The organism is Pseudomonas sp. (assembly GCF_028293835.1).
Classification (GTDB): domain Bacteria; phylum Pseudomonadota; class Gammaproteobacteria; order Pseudomonadales; family Pseudomonadaceae; genus Aquipseudomonas.
This window is the reverse complement of sequence record NZ_JAQGNX010000120.1, coordinates 1-22,166: the sequence shown is the minus strand read 5'-3', so window position 1 is coordinate 22,166 and position 22,166 is coordinate 1. Positions and strand designations below refer to the sequence as shown.

The following is a 22,166-nucleotide window of genomic DNA, read 5'->3' as shown; positions in this document are numbered from 1 at the left end:
CCGTTTCTGCGAACTTCCGCCCACCCGCCGCCTCATAACTAACACGCCCATCCATCTGGTCATTACATGGATCTTGTTATCGCGCGGCCTGAAGGGTTGTATTGCCCACCGGGAGATTTTTACATTGACCCGTGGCGGCCGGTGGAACGTGCCGTGATTACCCATGGCCATGGTGATCATGCACGCACTGGCAATCAGCATTACCTGGCAGCGGCACCCGGCGAAGGTATTTTACGGGCGCGGCTGGGTCAGGACATCAACCTGCAAACCCTTGGCTATGGCGAAAAAATCGTCCACCACGGGGTAACCCTGAGCTTGCACCCCGCCGGTCATGTACTGGGATCGGCGCAGGTTCGTCTCGAATATCAAGGTGAAGTCTGGGTGGCCTCGGGTGACTACAAAGTCGAGCCCGACGGCACCTGCGATCCCTTCGAACCCGTGCCTTGCCACGCCTTCATCACCGAATCCACGTTCGGTCTGCCGATCTACCGCTGGCCACCGCAAGCCGAGATCTTTGCCGACGTCAATCAGTGGTGGCGCGGCAACATCGAACTCGGCAAAGCCAGCGTGCTGTTCTGTTACTCCTTCGGTAAGGCCCAGCGAATTCTGCACGGCATAGATCCGCACATCGGTCCGATTCTGGTACACGGCGCCATTGAGCCACTGAACCGGGTGTACCGCGACGCTGGCGTGCGCATTCCCGAGACCCATTACGCAGGTGATTTCAAAAAAAACGACCCGCTGCTGCGAAGAGCATTGATTCTGGCTCCGCCCTCCGCAGGTGGAAGCACCTGGATACGGCGTTTCGGTGATCTCAGCGATGCCTTTGCCAGCGGTTGGATGATGTTGCGCGGCACTCGACGCAGACGCGGGGTTGATCGAGGCTTTGCGCTTTCGGACCACGCCGATTGGCCGGGTCTGCTATGGGCCATCGAACAAACCGGCGCCGAGCGCGTGATGGTGACCCACGGTTCGGTCAATGTGCTGGTGCGTTATTTGCGCGAAAAAGGCCTGAATGCTCAAGGATTCACGACGGAATACGGTGATGAAGAAGACCTCGCCATTGGCGCCTCGGAAACCCATGAGGCTCGTGCATGAAAGCCTTCGCCGCCCTGTATTCCCGGCTCGACGCGACGACCTCGAGCAATGCCAAGCTCGCCGCATTACGCGACTACTTTGCCGCCGCGGCACCGGAAGATGCCGCCTGGGCTGTGTATTTTTTGTCCGGTGGGCGGCCCCGGCAGTTGGTGCCCACGCGCTTGTTGCGCGAGCAGGCTATGGCGCTTTCCGGGTTGCCAGAATGGCTATTTGAAGAAAGCTATCAGGCCGTCGGTGACCTGGCGGAAACCCTGTCACTGATTCTTCCCGAGGCTCAGCACAGCTCTGACGCTGGGCTTGCGACCTGGATGGAAGACAATTTGCTGCCGTTGCGCGGCCTACCGCCTGAAGAATTGGTTGCTCGCCTGGAAGGCTTCTGGGCGCAGCTCGACCGCGTCAGCCTGATGGTCTGTATCAAGTTGATTACCGGGAGTTTCAGGGTCGGCGTTTCCAAGTTGCTGGTAACTCGGGCCCTTGCCTCGTTGGCTGACATCGACAGCAAGCGAGTAGCCCAGAGGCTGGTAGGATTTACCGACCTCTCCCATCGCCCCAGCGCCGAAGGTTACCTCAAGCTGATCGCCGCTGAGTCAGACGACGAGCACGCTCAGCGTGGCGGGCAGCCTTACCCCTTCTTCCTCGCCCATGCCTTGCAGCAGCCCGTCGATCAATTCGAAACGTTACTCGGCCCCTGCGAAGGGTGGCAGGTGGAATGGAAATGGGATGGCATCCGCGCGCAACTGGTCAAACGCGAGGGCCGCTTGTGGATTTGGTCCCGGGGTGAAGAATTAGTGACAGACCGTTTCCCCGAACTGCACAGCCTCGCTAGTTGCTTGCCGGACGGCAGTGTGATTGACGGCGAAATCGTGGTCTGGAAAACGCCGTCGGTCGAGCTGAAAGGTGATGAAGAGTTTGCCCTGGGCAGCGCCGAAATCGCCGACCGTCAGCAACCCTCAGTGCAACCTTTCGCTTTGCTGCAGCAACGTATTGGCCGCAAAACCCTGGGTAAAAAAATTCTCCAGGATGTGCCCGTCGTGGTACTCGCCTATGACCTGCTGGAGTGGCAGGGCCATGATTGGCGCAGTCGACCTCAACATGAACGGCGTACGCAGCTGGAAATACTGTTACACGACTGCCAAAGCCCGGTGCTATTGCCTTCGCCGGTGCTAAGCGGTGCTGATTGGACCGACCTTGGCAAGCAACGGGAAGCGTCCCGAAGCCTGGGGGTTGAGGGCATGATGCTCAAGGCTCGCGATTCTTTGTACGGCGTAGGACGTACCAAAGACATGGGCGTGTGGTGGAAGTGGAAAGTCGACCCTTTCAGCGTCGATGCCGTACTGATCTATGCACAACGCGGCCACGGCCGGCGCGCCAGTTTGTACAGTGATTACACTTTCGCCGTGTGGGACGGCCCGCCCGACGCCAGCGAACGTACATTGGTGCCATTTGCCAAAGCCTATTCCGGGTTGACCGATGAAGAGATGCGCAAGGTCGATGCAATCGTGCGCAAAACCACCGTCGAAAAATTCGGCCCGGTGCGCAGCGTGACACCAAGCCTGGTGTTCGAGCTGGGCTTTGAAGGGATCGCGCTGTCCAAGCGCCACAAAAGCGGGATCGCCGTACGCTTTCCGAGAATGCTGCGCTGGCGCCACGACAAACCGGTGGCCGAGGCCGATAGCCTGTCGACGCTGCAAGATTTGCTCAGCTGAGGTTTGCGCGCTATTTTAGTGCGCTTATTTTAGCGCGCCCCGCTTTCGAGCGCGACCCACGTTCTGTACACGCCAACTTGTTGGCGAGAAGCTTATCGCGGTGCATCAGGCACGACGCTTCGCGAACAAGTTCGCTCCTGCAGGGGTCATTTATGCGGCACATCTGAGTGTTTTTCGTTGGGCCAGAGCATTTATGGCCGAAAGTCATCATTGCGACAACTCTGTACATTTAAAACGCACGTTCGGCTCTTTGGTTCAAATATTGCTATCTTCTAGCCGTCTGGCGCTTGCCGGTAGCAATAGATTCGCGTGTTCCCAACGCTCATTTTGGTTTTAAGGACTGATCAATGAAAAAAGCATGGCTAACCCTTTCCGCATTGGCTATCTGTCTGGCCGCTGGTAATGCAATGGCCAAGGAATACAAGGAATTGCGCTTCGGCGTCGATCCTTCTTATGCACCTTTCGAATCGAAAGCAGCCGATGGCAGCCTGGTAGGCTTCGATATCGATCTGGGCAATGCGATTTGCGCCGAGCTGAAAGTTAAATGCAAATGGGTTGAAAGCGATTTCGACGGCATGATCCCTGGCTTGAAAGCTAACAAATTTGACGGCGTTATCTCGTCGATGACCGTGACAGACGCCCGTGAGAAGGTTATCGACTTCTCCAGCGAACTGTTTTCTGGCCCAACGTCACTGGTTTACAAGAAAGGTTCGGGCATCAGCTCCGACGTTGCTAGCCTCAAAGGCAAGACCGTTGGTTATGAACAAGGCACTATTCAAGAAGCCTATGCCAAAGCCGTACTGGACAAAGCTGGCGTGACCACCAAGGCTTACGCTAACCAGGATCAGGTTTACGCTGACCTGAGTTCCGGTCGTCTTGATGCTTCCGTACAAGACATGCTGCAAGCCGAACTGGGCTTTTTGAAGTCGCCAGCCGGCGCTGACTACGAAGTCTCCAAGCCAATCACAGATCCATTGCTGCCCGCTAAAACTGCAGTCGGTATCTCGAAAGGTAACAAAGACCTTAAGGCACTGTTGGATAAAGGTATCAAAGCGTTACACGCTGACGGTAAATACGACGAAATTCAGAAAAAGCACTTTGGTGATCTGAACCTGTACAGCGGTAAATAACATCCCAACGCCCATCGATTTCAGGTGAACATCCATCACCCGTTTCGATGGGCGTTTTTTTGACCGCAAAAGGCTCGATTCATGTTTGACGAATGGCTGCAATACCTTGGCTTGTCCGCCCTCAGCTTGCGAGGCTTTGGTCCCCTGCTGCTTCAGGGAACCTGGATGACCATCCAATTAGGAATTTTGTCGCTGCTGGTCGCCGTCGTCCTCGGTTTGATCGGCGCCAGCTGTAAACTGTCGAGACTGCGCGCGCTGCGCATTCCGGCACAGATCTACACCACCTTGATCCGCGGCGTGCCCGACCTGGTGTTGATGCTGCTTATCTTCTACAGCCTGCAAACCTGGCTGACCGGCCTGACTGAGATCATGGACTGGGATTACATCGAAATCGACCCGTTCGCCGCTGGGGTAATCACCCTGGGGTTCATTTATGGGGCTTATTTCACCGAGACGTTTCGTGGCGCGATCCTTTCCGTGCCCCGTGGTCAGGTCGAAGCCGCCACTGCTTACGGCTTGAGCCGCAGTCAGCGGTTTCGCATAGTGGTCTTTCCGCAAATGATGCGCTTCGCATTGCCGGGTATCGGTAACAACTGGATGGTGATTCTCAAAGCCACCGCGCTGGTGTCAATCATCGGCCTCGCTGACCTGGTCAAGGCCTCTCAAGACGCGGGCAAAAGCACCTATGAGCTGTTTTATTTCCTGGTCGTGGCCGCGCTGATCTACCTGTTGATCACCAGCGCTTCCAACATTGTCCTGCGCTGGGCTGAACGACGTTATGCCGCTGGCAGCCGGGAGGCAAAACGATGATCGAACTTCTTCAAGAATATTGGCGGCCCTTCCTTTATAGCGACGGCCAGCACATCACTGGCCTTGCCATGACCATGTGGCTGCTCAGCGCCTCGATCGCTATTGGGTTTGTGGTATCGATCCCGCTGTCTATTGCGCGAGTTTCGCCGCAGTTCTGGATTCGCTGGCCGGTGCAGTTTTACACCTACCTGTTTCGTGGAACGCCGCTGTATATACAGTTGCTGATCTGCTATACCGGCATTTACAGCATCGCCGCGATTCGCGCTCAGCCGTTGCTCGACATGTTTTTCCGCGACGCCATGAATTGCACGATCCTCGCGTTTGCCCTTAACACGTGTGCCTACACCACGGAGATTTTTGCCGGAGCAATCCGCAGCATGAACCATGGTGAAGTCGAAGCGGCCAAAGCTTACGGGCTTACAGGCTGGAAACTGTATGCGTACGTGATCATGCCGTCGGCCCTGCGCCGTTCGCTGCCGTTTTACAGCAACGAAGTGATCCTGATGTTGCACTCCACTACCGTGGCCTTTACCGCCACCGTGCCGGACATTCTTAAGGTAGCAAGGGACGCCAACTCGGCTACGTTCATGACGTTCCAGTCCTTTGGTATCGCCGCGCTAATCTACCTGACGGTCACCTTTGCCCTGGTTGGCCTGTTCCGCCTGGCCGAACGCCGCTGGCTGGCGTTCCTTGGCCCGGCTCACTAGGACCTCTTATGCGCCACCATACTCACGACATACTCGCACCGCTGCCGGGAACCGCGCGGCAGATCCACAGTTTTCACTACGGTCCCGAGAGTAGCGGCCGCAAGGTCTATATTCAGGCGTCGCTGCATGCCGACGAATTACCCGGCATGCTTGTGGCCTGGTACATCAAACAGCGCTTGGCAGAACTGGAAACTGCCGGGAGACTGCTTGGCGAAATCGTAGTGGTGCCCGTGGCCAACCCTATCGGCCTTGAACAAGTGCTGATGGATATTCCGTTGGGCCGCTATGAGCTGGAGAGCGGGCAGAACTTCAATCGGCGCTTCGTCGACCTAAGCCAACAGGTCGGCGATGACGTTGAAGCACAACTGGGGGACAACCCCCAGCGCAACCTCGAATTGATCCGCAGCAGCCTGCGCGTCGCGTTGGGTACCCAGATTGCCAGCACGCAGTTGCAGTCGCAGCGCCTCACCCTGCAAACCCTCGCGTGCGATGCCGACATGGTGCTTGACCTGCATTGCGACTTTGAAGCGGTGGAGCACCTTTACACCACCCCGGAAGCCTGGCCGCTGGTGGAACCGTTGTCTCGTTACCTGGGGGCCCAGGCCAGTCTGTTGGCGACCGACTCAGGCGGGCAGTCGTTTGATGAATGTTTCACCTTGCTCTGGTGGCAGTTGCAACAACGCTTCGACGGGCGCTTCGAGATCCCGATGGGCAGTTTCTCGGTAACGCTTGAGCTCCGAGGCCAAGGCGATGTGAATCACTCCCTGGCCAGCCGCGACTGCCAGGCATTGATCAGTTACATGATGCACTTCGGCATAATCGCCGGCGATCCGACACCGCAGCCGCAATTGCTGTACCCGGCAACGCCGCTGGCTGCCGTCGAACCGGTGGAAACGCCTGTCGGTGGTTTGTTGGTGTTTTGTGCCCTTCCGGGTGAATACCTGGAAGCCGGACAACAGATCGCTGAAATCATCGATCCGATCACCGATCTGGTAACGCCGATTCACACTCTTAATCCCGGCTTGTTGTATGCGCGTTCATTGCGACGCATGGCAACCGCCGGCATGGTCATCGCTCACGTTGCAGGCACAGAAGCCTACCGTAGCGGTTACCTGCTCTCTCCTTAAGGACTGCACGGCATGTACAAACTGACCATTGATAGCCTGCACAAAAGCTACGGCGATAACGAAGTGCTCAAAGGCGTGTCGCTCAAGGCCAACACTGGCGACGTGATCAGCCTTATTGGCGCCAGCGGCTCGGGCAAAAGCACGTTCCTGCGTTGCATCAATTTTCTTGAAACGCCCAATGATGGCGCCATGAGCCTGGACGGCAAACAGATTCGTATGGTGTCCGACCGCCACGGCATGCGCGTCGGGGACCCGGCTGAACTGCAACGCATCCGCACTCGCTTGGCGATGGTGTTCCAGCATTTCAATCTGTGGAGCCACATGACGGTGCTGGAAAACGTCGCCATGGCTCCGCGTCGGGTGTTAGGCGTGAGCAAGCATGAAGCCGAAGAACGCGCACGCAAGTACCTGGATAAGGTGGGCTTGCCCGCTCGCGTAGCGAGTCAATACCCAGCGTTTCTTTCCGGCGGTCAGCAACAGCGGGTGGCTATTGCCCGAGCATTGGCCATGGAGCCTGAGGTGATGCTGTTCGACGAACCAACGTCGGCGCTTGATCCTGAGCTGGTGGGCGAAGTGCTGAAAGTGATTCAGGGCCTGGCCGAAGAAGGCCGGACCATGATCATGGTTACCCACGAAATGAGCTTTGCGCGCAAAGTGTCAAATCAGGTGATGTTCCTGCATCAGGGCCTGGTTGAAGAACAAGGTCATCCTGACGAAGTGCTTGGCAACCCGCAGAGCGACCGCCTGCGGCAGTTTTTGAGCGGGAATTTGAAATAGCACTTCGACTCTGTAGGAACTGCCGAAGGCTGCGATTCGACCGGTAACCGGTCGCCCTCGTTATACCGCTGACGGGGTGCCGGTCACCCGCGACCCCCGCCTATCGCAGCCTTCGGCAGCTCCCGCAGGTGTTTGCTGCGCGACAGCGCGGCGTCGAAGACGTGGCGGACCCTTCTACAGGCATTCGCTGCACAAAACTAATCCCCAGTCCCCGCTGTCTCTGAGTTAGGCCATTCAGAGCATTCAGCGCGGCATGAGCACGACTCCCAGGGATTTCGCTCGACGATGGTTCTGTGCCCGCGGCTGGACGCCTTTCGTTTTTCAAAAAGAAGTCTGGTCGGCGGTCAAGCGCGGGGAATCGGGTTTACTGCATGCCAGTACCGGCTCAGGTAAAACCTACGCGGTGTGGTTTGCCGCGTTGAATCAATTTGCCCGCAGCAGCCTGCCTACTGCCGTCGATAAACCGACTAAACGCAAACCACCTGCTGCACCGCTGAGCGTACTGTGGATCACTCCAATGCGGGCCTTGGCGGCTGACACCGCCCGCGCCCTGCAAGCGCCGCTGCTGGATTTAAACATTCCCTGGAGTGTCGGCCTTCGAACCGGCGACACCAGCAGCAGCGAACGCGCCAGGCAAGGTCGTCGGCTGCCCAGTGCGCTGATTACCACCCCGGAAAGCCTGACGCTGCTGCTGACCCGCGATGACGCTGAAGGGAGCTTGTCTACCCTGCGCATGGTGGTGGTCGATGAATGGCACGAACTGATCGGCAACAAGCGCGGCGTGCAGCTGCAGCTGGCACTGGCACGACTTCGACGCTGGAATCCGCAACTCATTGTGTGGGGCGTTTCCGCCACCTTGGGCAACCAACACCATGCGCAACAGGTGTTGTTGGGCGATACCGGCATCAGCGTGCAGGGTAAGGTCGCCAAAGACTTGCGCGTCGACACACTGTTGCCGCCGTCTACCGAGCGTTTCCCGTGGGCCGGGCACATGGGATTGAGCATGTTGCCCCAGGTGCTGGCTGAAGTGGACAGCAGCACCAGTTGCCTGTTGTTTACCAATACCCGCGCGCAGTCGGAAATTTGGTATCAAGCATTGCTCGAAGCGCGCCCTGATTGGGCTGGGCTGATTGCCTTGCATCACGGCTCGCTGGCCCGGGAAGTGCGCGACTGGGTCGAAATGAGCCTTAAGGAGGGCCACCTGAAAGCCGTGGTCTGTACCTCCAGCCTCGACCTCGGCGTAGATTTTTTGCCAGTCGAACGTGTCCTGCAAATCGGCTCGGCCAAAGGCGTCGCTCGCTTGATGCAACGCGCCGGACGTTCCGGCCACGCCCCAGGCCGCCCGTCGCGAGTGACGTTGGTGCCGACCCACAGCCTGGAGTTGGTTGAAGCCGCAGCCGCTCATGACGCCGTGGCCGCACGGCGGATAGAGCCTCGGGAATCACCGCACAAGCCCTTGGACGTATTGGTTCAGCACCTGGTGAGCATGGCCCTTGGCGGCGGCTTTCGCCCCGAGGATCTGCTCTCGGAGGTGCGAAGTGCCTGGGCCTACCGCGACTTGACCGACGACGAGTGGCAATGGGCGCTGGCATTTGTTCGCCACGGCGGCCACTCACTTACCGCTTATCCGGACTACCGCCGTGCGGAGCCTGACGAACAGGGCGTGTGGCGGGTGCCTGATGCACGTTTGGCCAGGCGCCATCGAATGAGTATTGGCACCATCGTCAGCGACGCCAGCATCAATGTGAAATATTGGAGCAAAGGCGGTGGCGGTCGCAATCTGGGCACGGTCGAGGAAGCTTTTATCGCACGCCTGAAGCCCGGCGACGGCTTTCTGTTTGGCGGGCGGCTGCTGGAATTGGTGCGCGTAGAAGACATGACCGCTTATGTGCGCCGCGCTACAGGAAAAAAGGCCGCCGTACCGCGCTGGAATGGCGGTCGCATGCCCCTCTCCAACGAACTGGCGGACGCCGTGGTTACGAAGTTCGATGAGGCCGCACGGGGTGAGTTCATCGGCCCGGAAATGCACGCCGTGCGCCCGTTATTGGACCTGCAGCAAAAATGGTCAGGGCTGCCTCGGCAAACCACGGTGCTGGCAGAGGTGCTTAAGTCCCGGGAAGGCTGGCATGTTTTCCTGTACCCGTTCGCCGGCCGGCATGTTCATCTGGGGCTGGCAAGCTTACTGGCGTGGCGCTTGAGCCGTCACCGACCGCTCACGTTTTCCATCGCGGTCAACGATTATGGATTTGAGCTGCTCAGCGCGGTAGAAATCGACTGGCGTCAAGAATTGCAGGCAGACCTGTTCAGTCCAGAGCATTTATTGGCTGATATTCTCGCCAGCCTGAATGCCGGGGAATTGGCCCTGCGTCGCTTTCGAGAAATCGCTCGAATTGCCGGACTGGTTTTCTCCGGCTACCCCGGCGCACCGAAAAGCGCCCGACAGTTACAAGCCTCCAGCGGTTTGTTTTATGAAGTATTCAAGCAATACGACGCGGGCAACCTTCTACTGACCCAAGCCCAGAAGGAAGTGCTTCGCCAGGAACTGGACATCGAACGGCTTGAACACACGCTGACCCAAATCAATGGCCGAACGTTGGATGTTTATCACATCAAACGCCCGACGCCTCTGGCTTTTCCGCTGCTGGTAGAGCGTATGCGAGAAAGCCTGACCTCGGAGAAGCTGGCTGACCGCATTGCCCGAATGGTGCGCGATCTGGAGAAAGCCGCCGGAGCGGAGTCGCAATCATGAGTGGCCAATACGCGTTAGAACTGGCAGGGGCGGAGCTTTGGCTGCTGGCGGACAAGGCGATTTATTACCCGGCGTATCGAACGTTGATGATTGCCGACGCGCATTTCGGCAAAGCCGCAGCCTATCGAAAGCTTGGACAACCGGTCCCACACGGCACCACCCAGAGCAATCTGCTGCGCCTCGACGCATTGCTGAAAGCCTATGCCTGCGATCATCTGGTGTTCCTGGGGGATTTTCTGCATAGCCCCGGCGCGCGGGCCACAGCCACGCTGGAGGCGCTAGACGAATGGCGGGGGCGTCATCGCGGGCTGCATGTCACTCTGATTCGCGGTAACCATGACGTGAACGCGGGCGATCCCCCTGGCTCCTTGGCGTTTGAGGTGGTATCGGAACCGCTCCTGCTAGGGCCGTTTGCGCTGCAACACGAACCTGTTCCTCACCCGACCCGCCCGGTCTTGGCGGGTCATGTCCACCCGGTTTATCGGTTACACGGCTTCGGCCGTCAAAGCCTGCGCTTGCCCTGCTTTTACGTCACAGAGCGGGTTAGCTTGCTACCCGCGTTCGGCGTATTCACGGGGGGCATGGAGATCACACCCGAGGCCGACAGCCAAATTTACATCGTCGGCGATGGCGCCATAGGGCGCGCGCGTTGAGCGTGCCGCCATCAGGCAACTGGCGCAGGTGGCGGCTGATCCGGAAGGGTCGGCTCACCGGGCTCAGTCGGTTGTTGAGGCGTATCGGGGCCAGGCTGGCCGGGAATGCCGCCAACCATGTTGGTCTGTGGGAGCGCGAGCAGTGCCCAAGCCAATAAACCCACATGGTTGTGCTGGTAATCTGCTGGTGGAACGATGGGATTCGAGTAAGTCTTCATAGGCACTCCTGAGCAGTAGGCTGCCTCGAGGGAGGCGAGCCGGAACAGTTCAGTCAATAGAGTGCCGATCGGAAGACTAATTCAATCGCCGGGATCAATGGTGATCAGGTACGTGGCAACGTCACGCCGCGCTGGCCCTGATATTTGCCGCCACGGTCTTTGTAGGAGATCTCGCATTCTTCGTCAGATTCCAGAAAAAGCATCTGCGCCACGCCTTCGTTGGCGTAGATTTTTGCCGGCAAGGTCGTGGTATTAGAGAACTCAAGGGTGACATGACCTTCCCACTCGGGCTCAAGCGGCGTCACATTGACGATAATTCCGCAGCGCGCATAGGTGCTTTTTCCCAGACAGATGGTCAGCACATTGCGCGGAATACGGAAGTATTCCACGGTGCGCGCCAAGGCAAAAGAGTTTGGCGGGATGATACAAACGTCGCTGGTCACATCGACGAAGCTCTTTTCATCAAAGTTCTTCGGATCGACCGTCGCCGAGTTGATGTTGGTGAACACCTTGAATTCCGCGGCACAACGCACGTCGTAGCCGTAGCTGGAAACACCATAGGAAATCAGACGGTTAGAACCTTCGCCCCGTACCTGACGCTCCACAAACGGCTCAATCATGCCGTGCTCTTGCGCCATGCGGCGAATCCATTTATCCGATTTGATGCTCATGGCGGTGTCCTGAATAGCGAGGTAGAAAAATCTGTCCGGCATCTTACCGGGCCGGGCCGTTGGGTTCAAAGACTCTGACGGTCGATACCGTTGGTCAGGAGAGGCCCATTAGTCACCAAAGTAAAAAATCGTTAACAGACCATTGGCACGTTTCGAAAAACGCGTTAAGGTGGCGCCACTGTGTTGCTTGTGTCACTGAGAATCTCTACACGATGTTGAATTTCGATCCAACCATCTCCAAGAATTTTTCCTGCTCTTTGCACTCAGTCTCGGCCAGGGCTTTTCCTGAGTCGCAGTTAACTTTGTCCAAGGAGATACACCATGTCTAATCGCCAAACTGGTACCGTTAAGTGGTTCAACGATGAAAAAGGCTTCGGCTTCATCACTCCACAATCGGGTGACGACCTGTTCGTTCACTTCAAAGCTATCCAATCTGACGGCTTCAAAAGCCTGAAAGAAGGCCAACAGGTCTCTTTCATCGCTACCCGCGGTCAGAAAGGCATGCAAGCTGAAGAAGTTCAAGTTATCTAACTTGTACTTATTCGCTTAAGAAGAGCCCCGCCCTCAAAAGCGGGGCTTTTTTGTGCCTGTGTGTTTTGTAAATCGGTTTGGTACGACAGGCCAACCGCATCAGGCCATTCGCGAATGAATTCGCTCCCACAGTAGATCGCGGTCTCTGTGGGAGCGAATTCATTCGCGAAGGCAATGCCTGGTAAAAACTCAGTCGTCGCTGACGGTAATATTCGGCATCGCCTGGCTTTGCGCTTCCTGCAACACAATCCGCGCGCCCACATGGCGAGCCAGTTCCTGGTAGACCATGGCAATCGGGCTATCAGGCTCAGCGATCACCGTTGGCTTGCCGCCGTCGGCCTGTTCGCGGATCACCATCGACAATGGCAACGACGCCAACAGCTCGACATCGTATTGCGCCGCGAGCTTCTCGCCGCCGCCTTCGCCAAACAGATGCTCTGCATGACCGCAGTTAGAGCAAATGTGCACGGCCATGTTTTCCACCACGCCCAGCACCGGAATGTTGACCTTGCGGAACATCTCGACGCCTTTCTTGGCATCCAGCAACGCCAGGTCCTGCGGGGTGGTAACAATCACGGCGCCGGCCACTGGGACTTTCTGCGCCAGGGTCAACTGGATATCGCCAGTGCCAGGTGGCATGTCGATGACCAGGTAGTCCAGATCATTCCACGCCGTTTGCGTGATCAGTTGCAGCAATGCACCGGAAACCATCGGCCCGCGCCAGACCATCGGCGTGTTGTCGTCGGTAAGGAATGCCATGGACATGACTTCGATGCCATGCGCCTCGATCGGCACGAACCACTTCTGATCCTTGATCTTCGGCCGAGTGCCTTCGGCAATGCCGAACATAACGCCCTGGCTCGGACCGTAGATATCGGCGTCGAGGATGCCGACCCGTGCGCCTTCGCGATGCAAGGCCAGCGCCAGGTTCGCGGCGGTGGTCGATTTGCCCACGCCGCCTTTGCCGGAAGCGACGGCAACGATGTTCTTGACGTTGGCCATGCCCGGGATCTGCCCCTGAGCCTTGTGCGCGGCGATCACGCTGCGCACTTCGACCTTGGCCGACGACACGCCGTCGAGGCCTTCGATCGCCATTTGCAGCATCTGCGCCCAGCCGTTCTTGAACAGGGCAGCGGCGTACCCCAGTTCCAGCTGCACGTTGACGCGGTCGCCCTGAATGTCGATAGCGCGCACACAACCGGCGCTGACAGGGTCTTGATTCAAATAAGGGTCGGTATATTGGCGAAGAACGGCTTCCACCGCTGAGCGATTAACGGCGCTCATGGCTAATCCCGATAAAAAAGACTGAGTAAAACAGGCGGCTATCCTACGCCTTAGCAACAGTAGCAGCACCCTGATCCTGCGCTAGATTGCAGGCAATACCGGCCGACGGGGTGAAAAATATCGCCCGGAGCTTTATAGTGGCCGACCTCCGTTTCACTTCAAGTAGCCGAGCCCCATGTCCGAGCCACGCAAGATTCTCGTCACCAGCGCCCTGCCCTATGCCAATGGATCGATCCATCTTGGCCATATGCTTGAGTACATCCAGACTGATATGTGGGTGCGCTTCCAGAAGCATCGCGGCAATCAGTGCATTTATGTCTGCGCGGACGACGCTCACGGCTCGGCCATCATGCTGCGCGCGGAAAAAGAAGGCATCACCCCGGAACAACTGATCGACAACGTTCAGGCTGAACACAGCGCCGACTTTGCCGACTTCCTGGTGGACTTCGATAACTTCCACTCGACCCACTCCGAGGAAAACCGCGAGCTGTCGAGCATGATCTACACCCGCCTGCGCGACGCCGGGCACATCGCTACCCGCTCGATTACCCAGTATTTCGACCCGGAAAAGCAGATGTTCCTGGCCGACCGCTTCATCAAGGGCACCTGCCCGAAGTGCGGCACTGAAGATCAGTATGGCGATAACTGCGAAAAATGCGGCGCAACCTATGCACCGACTGACCTGAAAAACCCGAAATCGGCGATTTCCGGCGCAACTCCCGTGCTGAAAGATTCCCAGCACTTCTTCTTCAAGCTGCCTGACTTCGACGCCATGCTGAAAAGCTGGACCCGCAGCGGCACCTTGCAAGAACCCGTGGCCAACAAGATCGCCGAATGGCTGGATGCCGGCCTGCAACAGTGGGACATCTCCCGCGACGCGCCGTATTTCGGTTTCGAGATCCCCGGCGAGCCAGGCAAGTACTTCTACGTCTGGCTGGACGCGCCGATTGGCTACATGGCCAGCTTCAAGAATCTGTGCGCACGCCGTCCGGACCTGGACTTCGACGCGTTCTGGGCCAAAGACTCGACCACCGAGCTGTATCACTTCATCGGCAAAGACATCGTCAACTTCCACGCGCTGTTCTGGCCGGCCATGCTCGAAGGCGCGGGTTTCCGCAAGCCAAGCGGGATCAACGTGCACGGCTACGTGACCGTCAACGGCCAGAAAATGTCGAAATCGCGCGGCACCTTCATCAAGGCCCGCACCTACCTCGACAACCTGTCGCCGGAATACCTGCGCTACTACTACGCCGCCAAGCTCAGCCGTGGGGTCGATGACATTGACCTGAACCTCGAAGACTTCGTGCAGAAGGTCAACTCCGACCTGATCGGCAAAGTGGTGAACATTGCCAGCCGTTGCGCCGGCTTCATTCACAAAGGCAACGCGGGCGTGTTGGTGGCTGGCAATGCCGCCCCGGAACTGACCGACGCGTTCCTGGCTGCGGCTCCGGGCATTGCCGAAGCGTACGAAGCACGGGACTTCGCCAAGGCCATGCGTGAAATCATGGGCCTGGCCGACCGCGCCAACGCCTACATCGCCGACAAGGCGCCGTGGTCGCTGGCCAAGCAAGAAGGCAAGCAAGACGAAGTCCAGGCGGTTTGCGCCCTAGGCATCAACCTGTTCCGCCAGTTGGTGATTTTCCTCAAGCCGGTGTTGCCGTTGCTGGCTGCCGACGCCGAGCAGTTCCTCAACGTCGCGCCGCTGACCTGGGACGACCACCTGACGCTGCTGAGCAATCACCAGCTGAACCCGTTCCAGGCGCTGATGACCCGGATCGACCCGCTCAAGGTACAAGCCATGACCGACGCCTCGAAAGAAGACCTGACCGCCAGCCAGACCTCCACCGCGCCGCAAGGCAATGGCGAACTGGTGAACGATCCGCTGTCGGCCGAAATCGACTTCGATGCGTTCGCTGCAGTGGATCTGCGGGTGGCGTTGATCCTCAAGGCTGAACACGTTGAGGGCGCCGACAAGCTGCTGCGCCTGACCCTGGACATCGGCGACGAGCAACGCAACGTGTTCTCCGGAATCAAGAGCGCGTACCCGAACCCGGCCGAGCTGGAAGGTCGCCTGACGATGATGATCGCCAACCTCAAGCCGCGCAAAATGCGTTTCGGCATCTCCGAAGGCATGGTCATGGCGGCCGGTCCCGGCGGTGAAGAGATCTATCTGCTCAGCCCGGACAGCGGCGCCAAGCCTGGTCAACGGATCAAGTAAGGCCGCTGAAAAAAGCCCGCGAACAGCGCTGTTCGTGGGCTTTTTCATGGAAGAAGTCCGCTGGCAGTCTCCCACCCCAGCGTCTTCATTAAGGGCTATCTTCAATAAAGCCCCCCCTCGCCTGCTCGCTCACCCCGGCACGACCATGACCGATTTTATACTCACGCTCATCAGCGCCGCCCTGATCAACAATTTAGTTGTGCAATGGCCACTGAGTGTCGACCCTTTGCTTAAGGCGCCGCGCCAACCTGAGATAACCCGGTTGCAGGTGCATGCGTTGGGGATTGCCACAGCCTGGGTGATGCTCTGCAGTTCGCTGCTGAATCTGCTGCTGTATCGCTACCTGCTGATGCCGCGGGAACTGGGTTACCTGCAGCTACTTGTGTTCCTGCCGGTCAGCGTATTGCTGATCAGCCCGTGCCTGTCGATCTTGTCACGCCTGTTACCTGGGCTGCCGCTTCAGGGGTTGTGGCCGCTGCTGCTGGCGAACGCCGGTATCTTGGGCCTGACACTGCTGAGCACCCAGGCCGACAAGGGGCTGTTTAGCAGCGTGGCGTTGATCCTCGGTGCCGGCTTGGGATTTTGGCTGGTGCTGAGCCTGTTCCACGACCTTCGCCAACGTATTCAGATCCAGTACGTTCCCCTGCCTTTTCGCGGTTTACCCATCGAATTGATCTGTGCCGGCTTGATGGGTCTGGCCTTTCTCGGCTTCAGCGGGCTGGTCAAACCATGAACCTGATCCACACCATTGATGCACTGCTGCCGCAGACCCAATGCGGCAAGTGCGGTCATCCGGGTTGTAAACCCTATGCCGAGGGCATTGCCAGCGGCGAGGCGATCAACAAATGCCCGCCCGGCGGTGATGAAACCATTGCCGCTTTGGCGCAGTTGCTCCACCTGCCAACGTTGCCCCTCGAGGTCGAACGCGGGCCGGCGCCTGCACAGGTCGCCTACATCCGCGAAGCCGAATGCATCGGTTGCACCAAGTGCATTCAGGCCTGCCCGGTGGATGCCATCGTCGGTGCGGCCAAGCTGATGCATACGGTGATTATCGACGAGTGCACCGGCTGCGACCTGTGCGTCGCACCCTGTCCGGTGGATTGCATCGAGATGCATCCGTTGCCGATTGCCGGGGTCATTCCCATCGTCGGCGGCCTGGCATTCGATCATGAGCAACAACAGGCGCGCGCTCACAAACGCAACCACGCACGGCGTCGTTTCGAGCTGCGCAACGACCGCCTGCGCCGCGAAGAACAACAGCGCCAGGCCGATCGATTGGCACGGGCGCAACGCTCAGCTCCTGCTACCACCGCCGCCGCTGCCGTGGTCGAATCCGTGAACCCCGTCCAGGCAGCCCTGGAGCGCATCCGCGCGCAGAAAGCCGCGGCCAGTGATCAGGCGCTGAAGAAAGCCAAAATCACCTTGGCCATGAGTCGCGCGCAGCTCAACAAATCACTCAAGGCGTTCGGTCATCCACCCACCCGCGAGCAACAGGCGCAGTTGGTGTTGTTGCAACGTGAATTCGAGGCGGCGGAACAGGCGCTGAACGCACTCGAAGCGACGGCGCAGCCAAAGGTCAGTGCCCATGCCAAGGCCTGACGCAGCAATCAGCCCGCTGGAGACAGCCAACGAGCGCCTGCAAAAAACCATGTCGCTGGTGTTGCTGGCGACGGTTCCGGGCGCACTGACCTTGCTCTGGTTTTATGGCTGGGGCGTGCTGATCAATTGGTTGCTGGCCGCTGGCATGGCGCTGGCCGTCGAGGCGCTGGTGCTCAAACTGCGTCAACAGCCAGTGGCCGCCGCGCTCAGCGATGGCAGCGCGCTGGTCAGCTCAACCCTGCTGGCCTTCGCCTTGCCGCCGTATTCGCCTTGGTGGCTGACGCTGCTGGCCAGTGCCTTCGCGTTGCTGTTCGGTAAACATCTGTTCGGCGGCGTGGGGAAAAACCCGTTTAACCCGGCCATGCTCGGTTACGCCCTGGTGCTGGTGTCGTTCCCGCAGCAGATGAGCCATTGGCCCGCGCCCCACGGCTTGAATCTGATGGGCGGCCTGCAACAGATTTTCGGTTTCAATTTCGGCGCTGCGGGGCAGCCCGATGCCTGGGCCACGGCCACGGCGCTGGATGCCTTGCGCATTAACAAGAGCCTGACCATCGACGAACTGTTCGCCAATAACCCATCGTTCGGCCGTTTCGGTGGCCGAGGGGCGGAATGGCTCAATCTGGCGTTCCTCGCGGGCGGCGCATTTCTATTGCAACAACGGGTATTCACCTGGCATGCCCCGGTGGGCATGCTCGGTAGCCTGTTCGTCCTCAGCCTGTTGTTCTGGAACGGCTCCGGCTCGGATTCACATGGCTCGCCACTGTTTCACCTGCTCACCGGAGCGAGCATGCTCGGCGCGTTCTTTATCGCGACCGAGCCAGTGTCGGGCCCGAAAAGCCCCTGGGCGCGGCTGCTGTTCGGCGCCGGAGTTGGCACCCTCACCTATGTGATTCGCACCTGGGGGGGTTATCCGGACGGGGTGGCCTTCGCGGTATTGCTGATGAACCTCGCGGTCCCGGCGCTGGAACGGCTGGAGAGGCCGAAACCGTCTGAACCGTCTGAAGAGCGAGAGGCGCCATGACTCAGCCCTCCAAAGCGCTCGGCGCACTGATCATCGCGGTCCTCGCCTGCCTCGGCGTGGGTTTGACCATCGCCCTGCAGCATGGCGCAGCCCCGTACATCAACGCTGAACAAGCAGACGCCCAGGAGCAGGCATTCCTTTCGGTGTTGCCCACAGCCAGTTACGACAATCACCCCCTGCAGCAGCCCTTGACCTTGCCGGAGCGCACCCCGGACACCCAGGCGGTGACCGCTGGTTACCTCGTCAGCCTAAGAGGACAGCCCAGCGCCGTTCTGTTTCGCAGCCAGGCACCTGGGTATTCCGGCACCATCGAACTGTTGATCGCGGTGGCGGCCAATGGCCAACTGATCGGGGTCAAGGTCCTCAAGCAGAATGAAACACCGGGGCTTGGCGACAAGATCGTCACCGAGCCCAATTGGCTGGCAGGTTTTCTCGGCAAATCCCTGAACAACCCCGCCGAGCCGGGTTGGGGGCTGAAAAAAGACAACGGCCAATTCGACCAGATCGCGGGGGCGACCATTACCTCGCGGGCAACCGTCGAGGCGATCCACGCGACCTTGCGCTTCTTCGATGCTCATCGAGCGCAACTGCTCATCCCAGCGGGGCCATCGCAATGACCTCGCGCGAACACGCACGCGGCCTGCTCGGCCCGCTGAGCCTGACCCCGCTGTTGGGCGCCACCGATTCTTTAATCCGCGCCTTCAGCCTGTTGTTGTTGCTGTGGCTGATTGGCGGCCTGCACCTGACGTTGACCCGACTGATTCGGGATTGGTTGAGTGCTGGCACTCATTTGCTCGCCAGCGCGCTGCTGGCCGCCTTGCTGGTCAGTTGTGTCGAGTTGATGTTGCAGGCGCAGGCCTTGGCGCTGTATCAGGGGCTGGGTCTGTATCTGGCGCTGATCGGCATTCATTGCGTGGTCAACGAATCCAGCTATAGCACCACACCGACCTATCCAAAGCTGATAGCCCTGTTCAGTCTGCTGATGCTGGCCCTGGGTCTGCTGCGCGAATTGCTCGGCAATGGCACGCTGCTTAGCCATGCCCAGTGGTTGTTCGGTACGAGCGCGGCGCATTGGGAAATCCGTCTTTTCCCCGGTGGCCTGCACCTGGCGCTACTGACGCCGGGAGGTTTTATTCTGTTAGGGCTGTTGTTGGCCGCAAGAAACGCCTGGCGCCATCGCTCACACTCCGCCTCCAAGGAAACGCTTCGTCCATGAATGCCGCCAAACGCCTGGAAATTTTCCGCCGCCTGCACGAAGACAATCCGGAGCCCAAGACTGAATTGGCCTACAGCTCGCCCTTCGAGCTGCTGATTGCCGTGATTCTTTCGGCGCAAGCCACGGACGTCGGCGTCAACAAGGCCACGGCCCGCCTGTACCCGGTCGCCAATACTCCGCAGGCGATCTACGACCTGGGCGTGGAGGGGCTGTCGGCCTACATAAAAACCATCGGTCTCTACAACAGCAAGGCGAAAAACGTCATCGAGACCTGTCGGCTACTGGTGGAAAAACATGGTGGCGAGGTACCGCAAACCCGCGAAGCACTGGAGGCGTTGCCAGGGGTCGGTCGTAAAACCGCCAACGTGGTGCTCAACACCGCGTTTCGCCAACTGACCATGGCCGTCGACACCCATATTTTTCGGGTCAGCAACCGCACTGGCATTGCGCCCGGCAAGGATGTGGTGGAAGTCGAAAAGAAGCTGATGAAATTTGTACCGAAAGATTTCCTGCTCGATGCGCATCATTGGCTGATCCTGCATGGCCGCTATGTGTGCCAGGCCAGAAAGCCCCGCTGTGGCAGTTGCAGGATCGAAGACCTGTGCGAATACAAGCAAAAGACCTCTGACGATTGAGCGATAGAGGTTTTCTTGGTCAATCGATTGAAAAAATCTTTTTTACCCGGTTCAGGATTGTCGCTATAAGGTGCGCCAATGACAGCTTAAGCCTGGAGTCACTTTATGAGCACTGGCAAAGAGCAACTGGACGTAGAAGACGACTTCGTTGCCGTCGAAACCGATGAGGACGCACAAGCCCCTGTCGAACACGCAAAGACCAATCTGAGCAAACGTCGCACCATCGACAATCTGCTGGAAGAGCGACGCCTGCAGAAGCAACTGGCCGACTACGATTTCGACCTGTAGGCCATGGGTTCCAAGAACATCCACATACTGATCACGCTATAAAGCCTCCCAAGCGCGAGAGGCTTTAGTGTTCATTTGTCACTATGGCTGCAACGGCTGTAGAGCCTGCCCTCTTTGTCCGATATTTTCATGCCCCTGTTCACGCACTGAATCAAACCAGTCCATTACGGCGAGCCAGCTCGATCAGGTCGACCAGCGAATGGGCGTTGAGCTTGAGCAGCAAGCGCGTCTTGTAGGTACTGACCGTCTTGTTGCTCAAAAACATCCCGTCGGCAATTTCCTTGTTGGTTTTTCCGCGGGCCAGTTGTTGCAGCACCATCATTTCCCGACCCGACAAACGATCGACCATATCGGCTTCACTGGCGTTGCCCAGGCTTGAGCGCACGGTATGCAGCGCCTGGTTGGGAAAATAACTGTAACCCGACAATACCGCCTTGATCGCGCTCAGCAGTTCGGTGAGGTCTTGTTGTTTGCAGACATACCCGGCGGCACCCGCCTGCATGCAGCGCATGGAAAAATGCCCCGGTGCCTGCGATGTCAGAATCAGTACCTTGAAAGGCAAGGTCATGGCCGAGAGACGGGCGATGACTTCCAGGCCATCAAGTTTGGGGATGCCAATATCAAGGATCACGATATCAGGCAAATGCTCTCGGGCCAGTTGCAAGGCATCCACGCCATTGTCCGTTTCCGCGATGACCTCATAGCCATGGCGCTCCATCAGCATGCGCACGGCAAGGCGAATGACAGGGTGATCATCCACGATCAGCACTTTATTCATGGGCAAGTCCAATTTTTGCTATTCGAATTTTCAGAGTCAGCACAATAGCCTAGTCGTTTAGTGCTTTGCATAGCGCACCCCCCTGAGGACGGACAGCCAAAGACCATTCCTACATAGACGACAGATATCTCCTACAAAAGACGCCATGCTCAGTAAAGTTTTCAAAGGTTTTGACAATTGGCAACCCTTGGTGGGAGAAGAAATAATTGCACCTTCATTTGCAGTGTTACAGCGGCGCAATGTGGATAATAGGATTATTACCGCTTGGTCAAGCATTGGCCCAATACCCCTTCAGTCTAATCAGCCTGTGTCGAAATTCCGCTTGGGAACAAGCTGCAAACGGAGCCCGTCTCAGGTCATATCCCGTAACATCCCAATCCCAGGAAGAAAAATCGGGGATGTTGAATCTCGTTGTTCTCATACCCGCCCAGAATATGTCGGATTGTCAGACATGGCAGAGGGCAAGAGTCAGAAATTATTACCAACTCCCCCACAAATGCCTAATAACCTTTGTCGTTGTCCGTGTAGAAAACTACACACTTTTTCTCGACCTTCTTTTCTTCTTACAGGCTTTAGGAAAAAACCTACAGATGGTTAGGAAAATTCCTAATCAATGCCATCTCGCCTCCTGACGCAGGCCTCCTTCTTTTTACTAACTACCCAGATAATTACCAAAGGCAGTTTTTTGAAGCCCTTTTTTTTGCACCCTGAATTTTCTATTGAGAAAACCAGACACTCATACCCGACCATCGATAAAAAAGGCTCCTTCGACTTTTAGTTAATGCCATCTACTACTTTCCTGCTATCCCTCGTTATACAAAGAGGAAATGTACTACATCAGAAGACGAAGGCTTATTGCTCGCCATGTAAGAAGTGAGCGGCACTCACAAAACAATTGATGCAATAGGGATTTTTTCACTTGCAAATTCTATTACCAGTCGTTACTTTTT

Annotated in this window: 22 protein-coding genes; 18 read left to right on the top strand and 4 right to left on the bottom strand. The window is 57.8% G+C overall.

Features of this window, described 5'->3' with window-relative positions:
* Positions 1-66 precede the first annotated feature (66 nt).
* The 9 genes from JWR17_RS17210 (at position 67) to pdeM (ending at position 10,757) form a co-directional block, all read left to right on the top strand.
* A complete protein-coding gene (locus tag JWR17_RS17210; RefSeq protein ID WP_299833143.1) occupies positions 67-1,098 on the top strand; it encodes a ligase-associated DNA damage response exonuclease in 1,032 nt (343 codons plus the stop codon).
* On the top strand, positions 1,095-2,804 hold the full coding sequence (locus tag JWR17_RS17205) for an ATP-dependent DNA ligase (protein ID WP_299833142.1): 1,710 nt from the start codon (positions 1,095-1,097) through the stop codon (positions 2,802-2,804). Before JWR17_RS17210 ends, JWR17_RS17205 begins: the two co-directional genes overlap by 4 nt.
* Before the next feature lie 347 nt (positions 2,805-3,151).
* Positions 3,152-3,934 (top strand): transporter substrate-binding domain-containing protein, encoded by a 783-nt coding sequence (locus JWR17_RS17200; protein WP_299833140.1) that lies wholly within the window; start codon positions 3,152-3,154, stop codon positions 3,932-3,934.
* A gap of 81 nt (positions 3,935-4,015) precedes the next feature.
* Entirely contained in the window at positions 4,016-4,744 is a 729-nt protein-coding gene (locus tag JWR17_RS17195) for an ABC transporter permease (RefSeq protein ID WP_299833139.1), read from the top strand.
* Positions 4,741-5,451: an ABC transporter permease gene (locus JWR17_RS17190; protein ID WP_299833138.1), complete on the top strand. Its 711-nt coding sequence runs from the start codon at positions 4,741-4,743 to the stop codon at positions 5,449-5,451. Before JWR17_RS17195 ends, JWR17_RS17190 begins: the two co-directional genes overlap by 4 nt.
* 8 nt (positions 5,452-5,459) lie before the next feature.
* Entirely contained in the window at positions 5,460-6,578 is a 1,119-nt protein-coding gene (locus JWR17_RS17185; protein ID WP_299833137.1) for a succinylglutamate desuccinylase/aspartoacylase family protein, read from the top strand.
* 12 nt (positions 6,579-6,590) lie between these two features.
* Complete coding sequence (locus tag JWR17_RS17180) at positions 6,591-7,355, top strand: ATP-binding cassette domain-containing protein (RefSeq protein WP_299833136.1); 765 nt, start codon at positions 6,591-6,593, stop codon at positions 7,353-7,355.
* 253 nt (positions 7,356-7,608) lie between these two features.
* Complete coding sequence (locus JWR17_RS17175; RefSeq protein WP_299833135.1) at positions 7,609-10,104, top strand: ligase-associated DNA damage response DEXH box helicase; 2,496 nt, start codon at positions 7,609-7,611, stop codon at positions 10,102-10,104.
* Positions 10,101-10,757, top strand: coding sequence for a ligase-associated DNA damage response endonuclease PdeM (pdeM, locus tag JWR17_RS17170; protein ID WP_299833134.1), 657 nt, complete (start codon positions 10,101-10,103; stop codon positions 10,755-10,757). Before JWR17_RS17175 ends, pdeM begins: the two co-directional genes overlap by 4 nt.
* Before the next feature lie 11 nt (positions 10,758-10,768).
* Here pdeM and JWR17_RS17165 read toward each other — a convergent pair whose 3' ends face one another.
* Both JWR17_RS17165 and dcd read right to left on the bottom strand, forming a co-directional pair.
* Positions 10,769-10,975, bottom strand: coding sequence for a hypothetical protein (locus JWR17_RS17165; protein WP_299833133.1), 207 nt, complete (start codon positions 10,973-10,975; stop codon positions 10,769-10,771).
* A 104-nt stretch (positions 10,976-11,079) separates the two neighbouring features.
* On the bottom strand, positions 11,080-11,646 hold the full coding sequence (dcd, locus tag JWR17_RS17160) for a dCTP deaminase (RefSeq protein WP_299833132.1): 567 nt from the start codon (positions 11,644-11,646) through the stop codon (positions 11,080-11,082).
* A gap of 321 nt (positions 11,647-11,967) precedes the next feature.
* Between dcd and JWR17_RS17155 the strand changes: the two genes are divergently transcribed.
* Positions 11,968-12,177, top strand: coding sequence for a cold-shock protein (locus JWR17_RS17155; RefSeq protein WP_002554837.1), 210 nt, complete (start codon positions 11,968-11,970; stop codon positions 12,175-12,177).
* Positions 12,178-12,366: 189 nt separating this feature from the next.
* Here the strand turns inward: JWR17_RS17155 and apbC are convergent, their stop codons facing one another.
* A complete protein-coding gene (gene apbC / locus JWR17_RS17150) occupies positions 12,367-13,461 on the bottom strand; it encodes an iron-sulfur cluster carrier protein ApbC (RefSeq protein ID WP_299833130.1) in 1,095 nt (364 codons plus the stop codon).
* 175 nt (positions 13,462-13,636) lie between these two features.
* On the opposite strand from apbC, the gene metG reads away from it, so the two are divergent.
* The 8 genes from metG (at position 13,637) to JWR17_RS17110 (ending at position 20,438) form a co-directional block, all read left to right on the top strand.
* Positions 13,637-15,679 carry a methionine--tRNA ligase gene (gene metG, locus JWR17_RS17145; protein ID WP_299833129.1) on the top strand — a complete coding sequence of 681 codons (2,043 nt, stop codon included), beginning with the start codon at positions 13,637-13,639 and terminating at the stop codon, positions 15,677-15,679.
* Positions 15,680-15,824: 145 nt separating this feature from the next.
* Positions 15,825-16,412: an Rnf-Nqr domain containing protein gene (locus tag JWR17_RS17140; RefSeq protein ID WP_299833128.1), complete on the top strand. Its 588-nt coding sequence runs from the start codon at positions 15,825-15,827 to the stop codon at positions 16,410-16,412.
* Positions 16,409-17,278 (top strand): electron transport complex subunit RsxB, encoded by an 870-nt coding sequence (gene rsxB / locus JWR17_RS17135; RefSeq protein WP_299833127.1) that lies wholly within the window; start codon positions 16,409-16,411, stop codon positions 17,276-17,278. Before JWR17_RS17140 ends, rsxB begins: the two co-directional genes overlap by 4 nt.
* A gap of 7 nt (positions 17,279-17,285) precedes the next feature.
* Positions 17,286-18,299, top strand: coding sequence for an RnfABCDGE type electron transport complex subunit D (locus JWR17_RS17130; protein ID WP_299833153.1), 1,014 nt, complete (start codon positions 17,286-17,288; stop codon positions 18,297-18,299).
* A complete protein-coding gene (locus JWR17_RS17125) occupies positions 18,296-18,916 on the top strand; it encodes an RnfABCDGE type electron transport complex subunit G (RefSeq protein WP_299833126.1) in 621 nt (206 codons plus the stop codon). Before JWR17_RS17130 ends, JWR17_RS17125 begins: the two co-directional genes overlap by 4 nt.
* Positions 18,913-19,515 (top strand): Rnf-Nqr domain containing protein, encoded by a 603-nt coding sequence (locus JWR17_RS17120; RefSeq protein WP_299833125.1) that lies wholly within the window; start codon positions 18,913-18,915, stop codon positions 19,513-19,515. The genes JWR17_RS17125 and JWR17_RS17120 overlap by 4 nt, the downstream gene beginning before the upstream one ends.
* On the top strand, positions 19,512-20,150 hold the full coding sequence (nth, locus tag JWR17_RS17115; protein WP_299833124.1) for an endonuclease III: 639 nt from the start codon (positions 19,512-19,514) through the stop codon (positions 20,148-20,150). The genes JWR17_RS17120 and nth overlap by 4 nt, the downstream gene beginning before the upstream one ends.
* A 105-nt stretch (positions 20,151-20,255) precedes the next feature.
* Positions 20,256-20,438: a PA3496 family putative envelope integrity protein gene (locus JWR17_RS17110; protein WP_299833123.1), complete on the top strand. Its 183-nt coding sequence runs from the start codon at positions 20,256-20,258 to the stop codon at positions 20,436-20,438.
* 151 nt (positions 20,439-20,589) lie between these two features.
* On the opposite strand, the gene JWR17_RS17105 is transcribed toward JWR17_RS17110, so the two are convergent.
* A complete protein-coding gene (locus JWR17_RS17105) occupies positions 20,590-21,216 on the bottom strand; it encodes a response regulator transcription factor (protein ID WP_299833122.1) in 627 nt (208 codons plus the stop codon).
* Between the last annotated feature and the right edge of the window lie 950 nt (positions 21,217-22,166).

What these genes read in the sequence shown, in the direction of transcription:
- pdeM (WP_299833134.1), top strand. Translation starts at nt 10,101, where the DNA reads ATGAGTGGCCAATACGCGTTAGAACTGGCAGGGGCGGAGCTTTGGCTG.
- JWR17_RS17205 (WP_299833142.1), top strand. Translation starts at nt 1,095, where the DNA reads ATGAAAGCCTTCGCCGCCCTGTATTCCCGGCTCGACGCGACGACCTCG.
- JWR17_RS17125 (WP_299833126.1), top strand. Translation starts at nt 18,296, where the DNA reads ATGACTCAGCCCTCCAAAGCGCTCGGCGCACTGATCATCGCGGTCCTC.
- JWR17_RS17105 (WP_299833122.1), bottom strand. Translation starts at nt 21,216, where the DNA reads ATGAATAAAGTGCTGATCGTGGATGATCACCCTGTCATTCGCCTTGCC.
- JWR17_RS17190 (WP_299833138.1), top strand. Translation starts at nt 4,741, where the DNA reads ATGATCGAACTTCTTCAAGAATATTGGCGGCCCTTCCTTTATAGCGAC.
- dcd (WP_299833132.1), bottom strand. Translation starts at nt 11,646, where the DNA reads ATGAGCATCAAATCGGATAAATGGATTCGCCGCATGGCGCAAGAGCAC.
- JWR17_RS17210 (WP_299833143.1), top strand. Translation starts at nt 67, where the DNA reads ATGGATCTTGTTATCGCGCGGCCTGAAGGGTTGTATTGCCCACCGGGA.
- apbC (WP_299833130.1), bottom strand. Translation starts at nt 13,461, where the DNA reads ATGAGCGCCGTTAATCGCTCAGCGGTGGAAGCCGTTCTTCGCCAATAT.
- JWR17_RS17140 (WP_299833128.1), top strand. Translation starts at nt 15,825, where the DNA reads ATGACCGATTTTATACTCACGCTCATCAGCGCCGCCCTGATCAACAAT.
- rsxB (WP_299833127.1), top strand. Translation starts at nt 16,409, where the DNA reads ATGAACCTGATCCACACCATTGATGCACTGCTGCCGCAGACCCAATGC.
- JWR17_RS17175 (WP_299833135.1), top strand. Translation starts at nt 7,609, where the DNA reads ATGAGCACGACTCCCAGGGATTTCGCTCGACGATGGTTCTGTGCCCGC.
- JWR17_RS17195 (WP_299833139.1), top strand. Translation starts at nt 4,016, where the DNA reads ATGTTTGACGAATGGCTGCAATACCTTGGCTTGTCCGCCCTCAGCTTG.
- JWR17_RS17185 (WP_299833137.1), top strand. Translation starts at nt 5,460, where the DNA reads ATGCGCCACCATACTCACGACATACTCGCACCGCTGCCGGGAACCGCG.
- JWR17_RS17200 (WP_299833140.1), top strand. Translation starts at nt 3,152, where the DNA reads ATGAAAAAAGCATGGCTAACCCTTTCCGCATTGGCTATCTGTCTGGCC.
- JWR17_RS17120 (WP_299833125.1), top strand. Translation starts at nt 18,913, where the DNA reads ATGACCTCGCGCGAACACGCACGCGGCCTGCTCGGCCCGCTGAGCCTG.
- JWR17_RS17165 (WP_299833133.1), bottom strand. Translation starts at nt 10,975, where the DNA reads ATGAAGACTTACTCGAATCCCATCGTTCCACCAGCAGATTACCAGCAC.
- nth (WP_299833124.1), top strand. Translation starts at nt 19,512, where the DNA reads ATGAATGCCGCCAAACGCCTGGAAATTTTCCGCCGCCTGCACGAAGAC.
- JWR17_RS17110 (WP_299833123.1), top strand. Translation starts at nt 20,256, where the DNA reads ATGAGCACTGGCAAAGAGCAACTGGACGTAGAAGACGACTTCGTTGCC.
- JWR17_RS17155 (WP_002554837.1), top strand. Translation starts at nt 11,968, where the DNA reads ATGTCTAATCGCCAAACTGGTACCGTTAAGTGGTTCAACGATGAAAAA.
- JWR17_RS17180 (WP_299833136.1), top strand. Translation starts at nt 6,591, where the DNA reads ATGTACAAACTGACCATTGATAGCCTGCACAAAAGCTACGGCGATAAC.
- metG (WP_299833129.1), top strand. Translation starts at nt 13,637, where the DNA reads ATGTCCGAGCCACGCAAGATTCTCGTCACCAGCGCCCTGCCCTATGCC.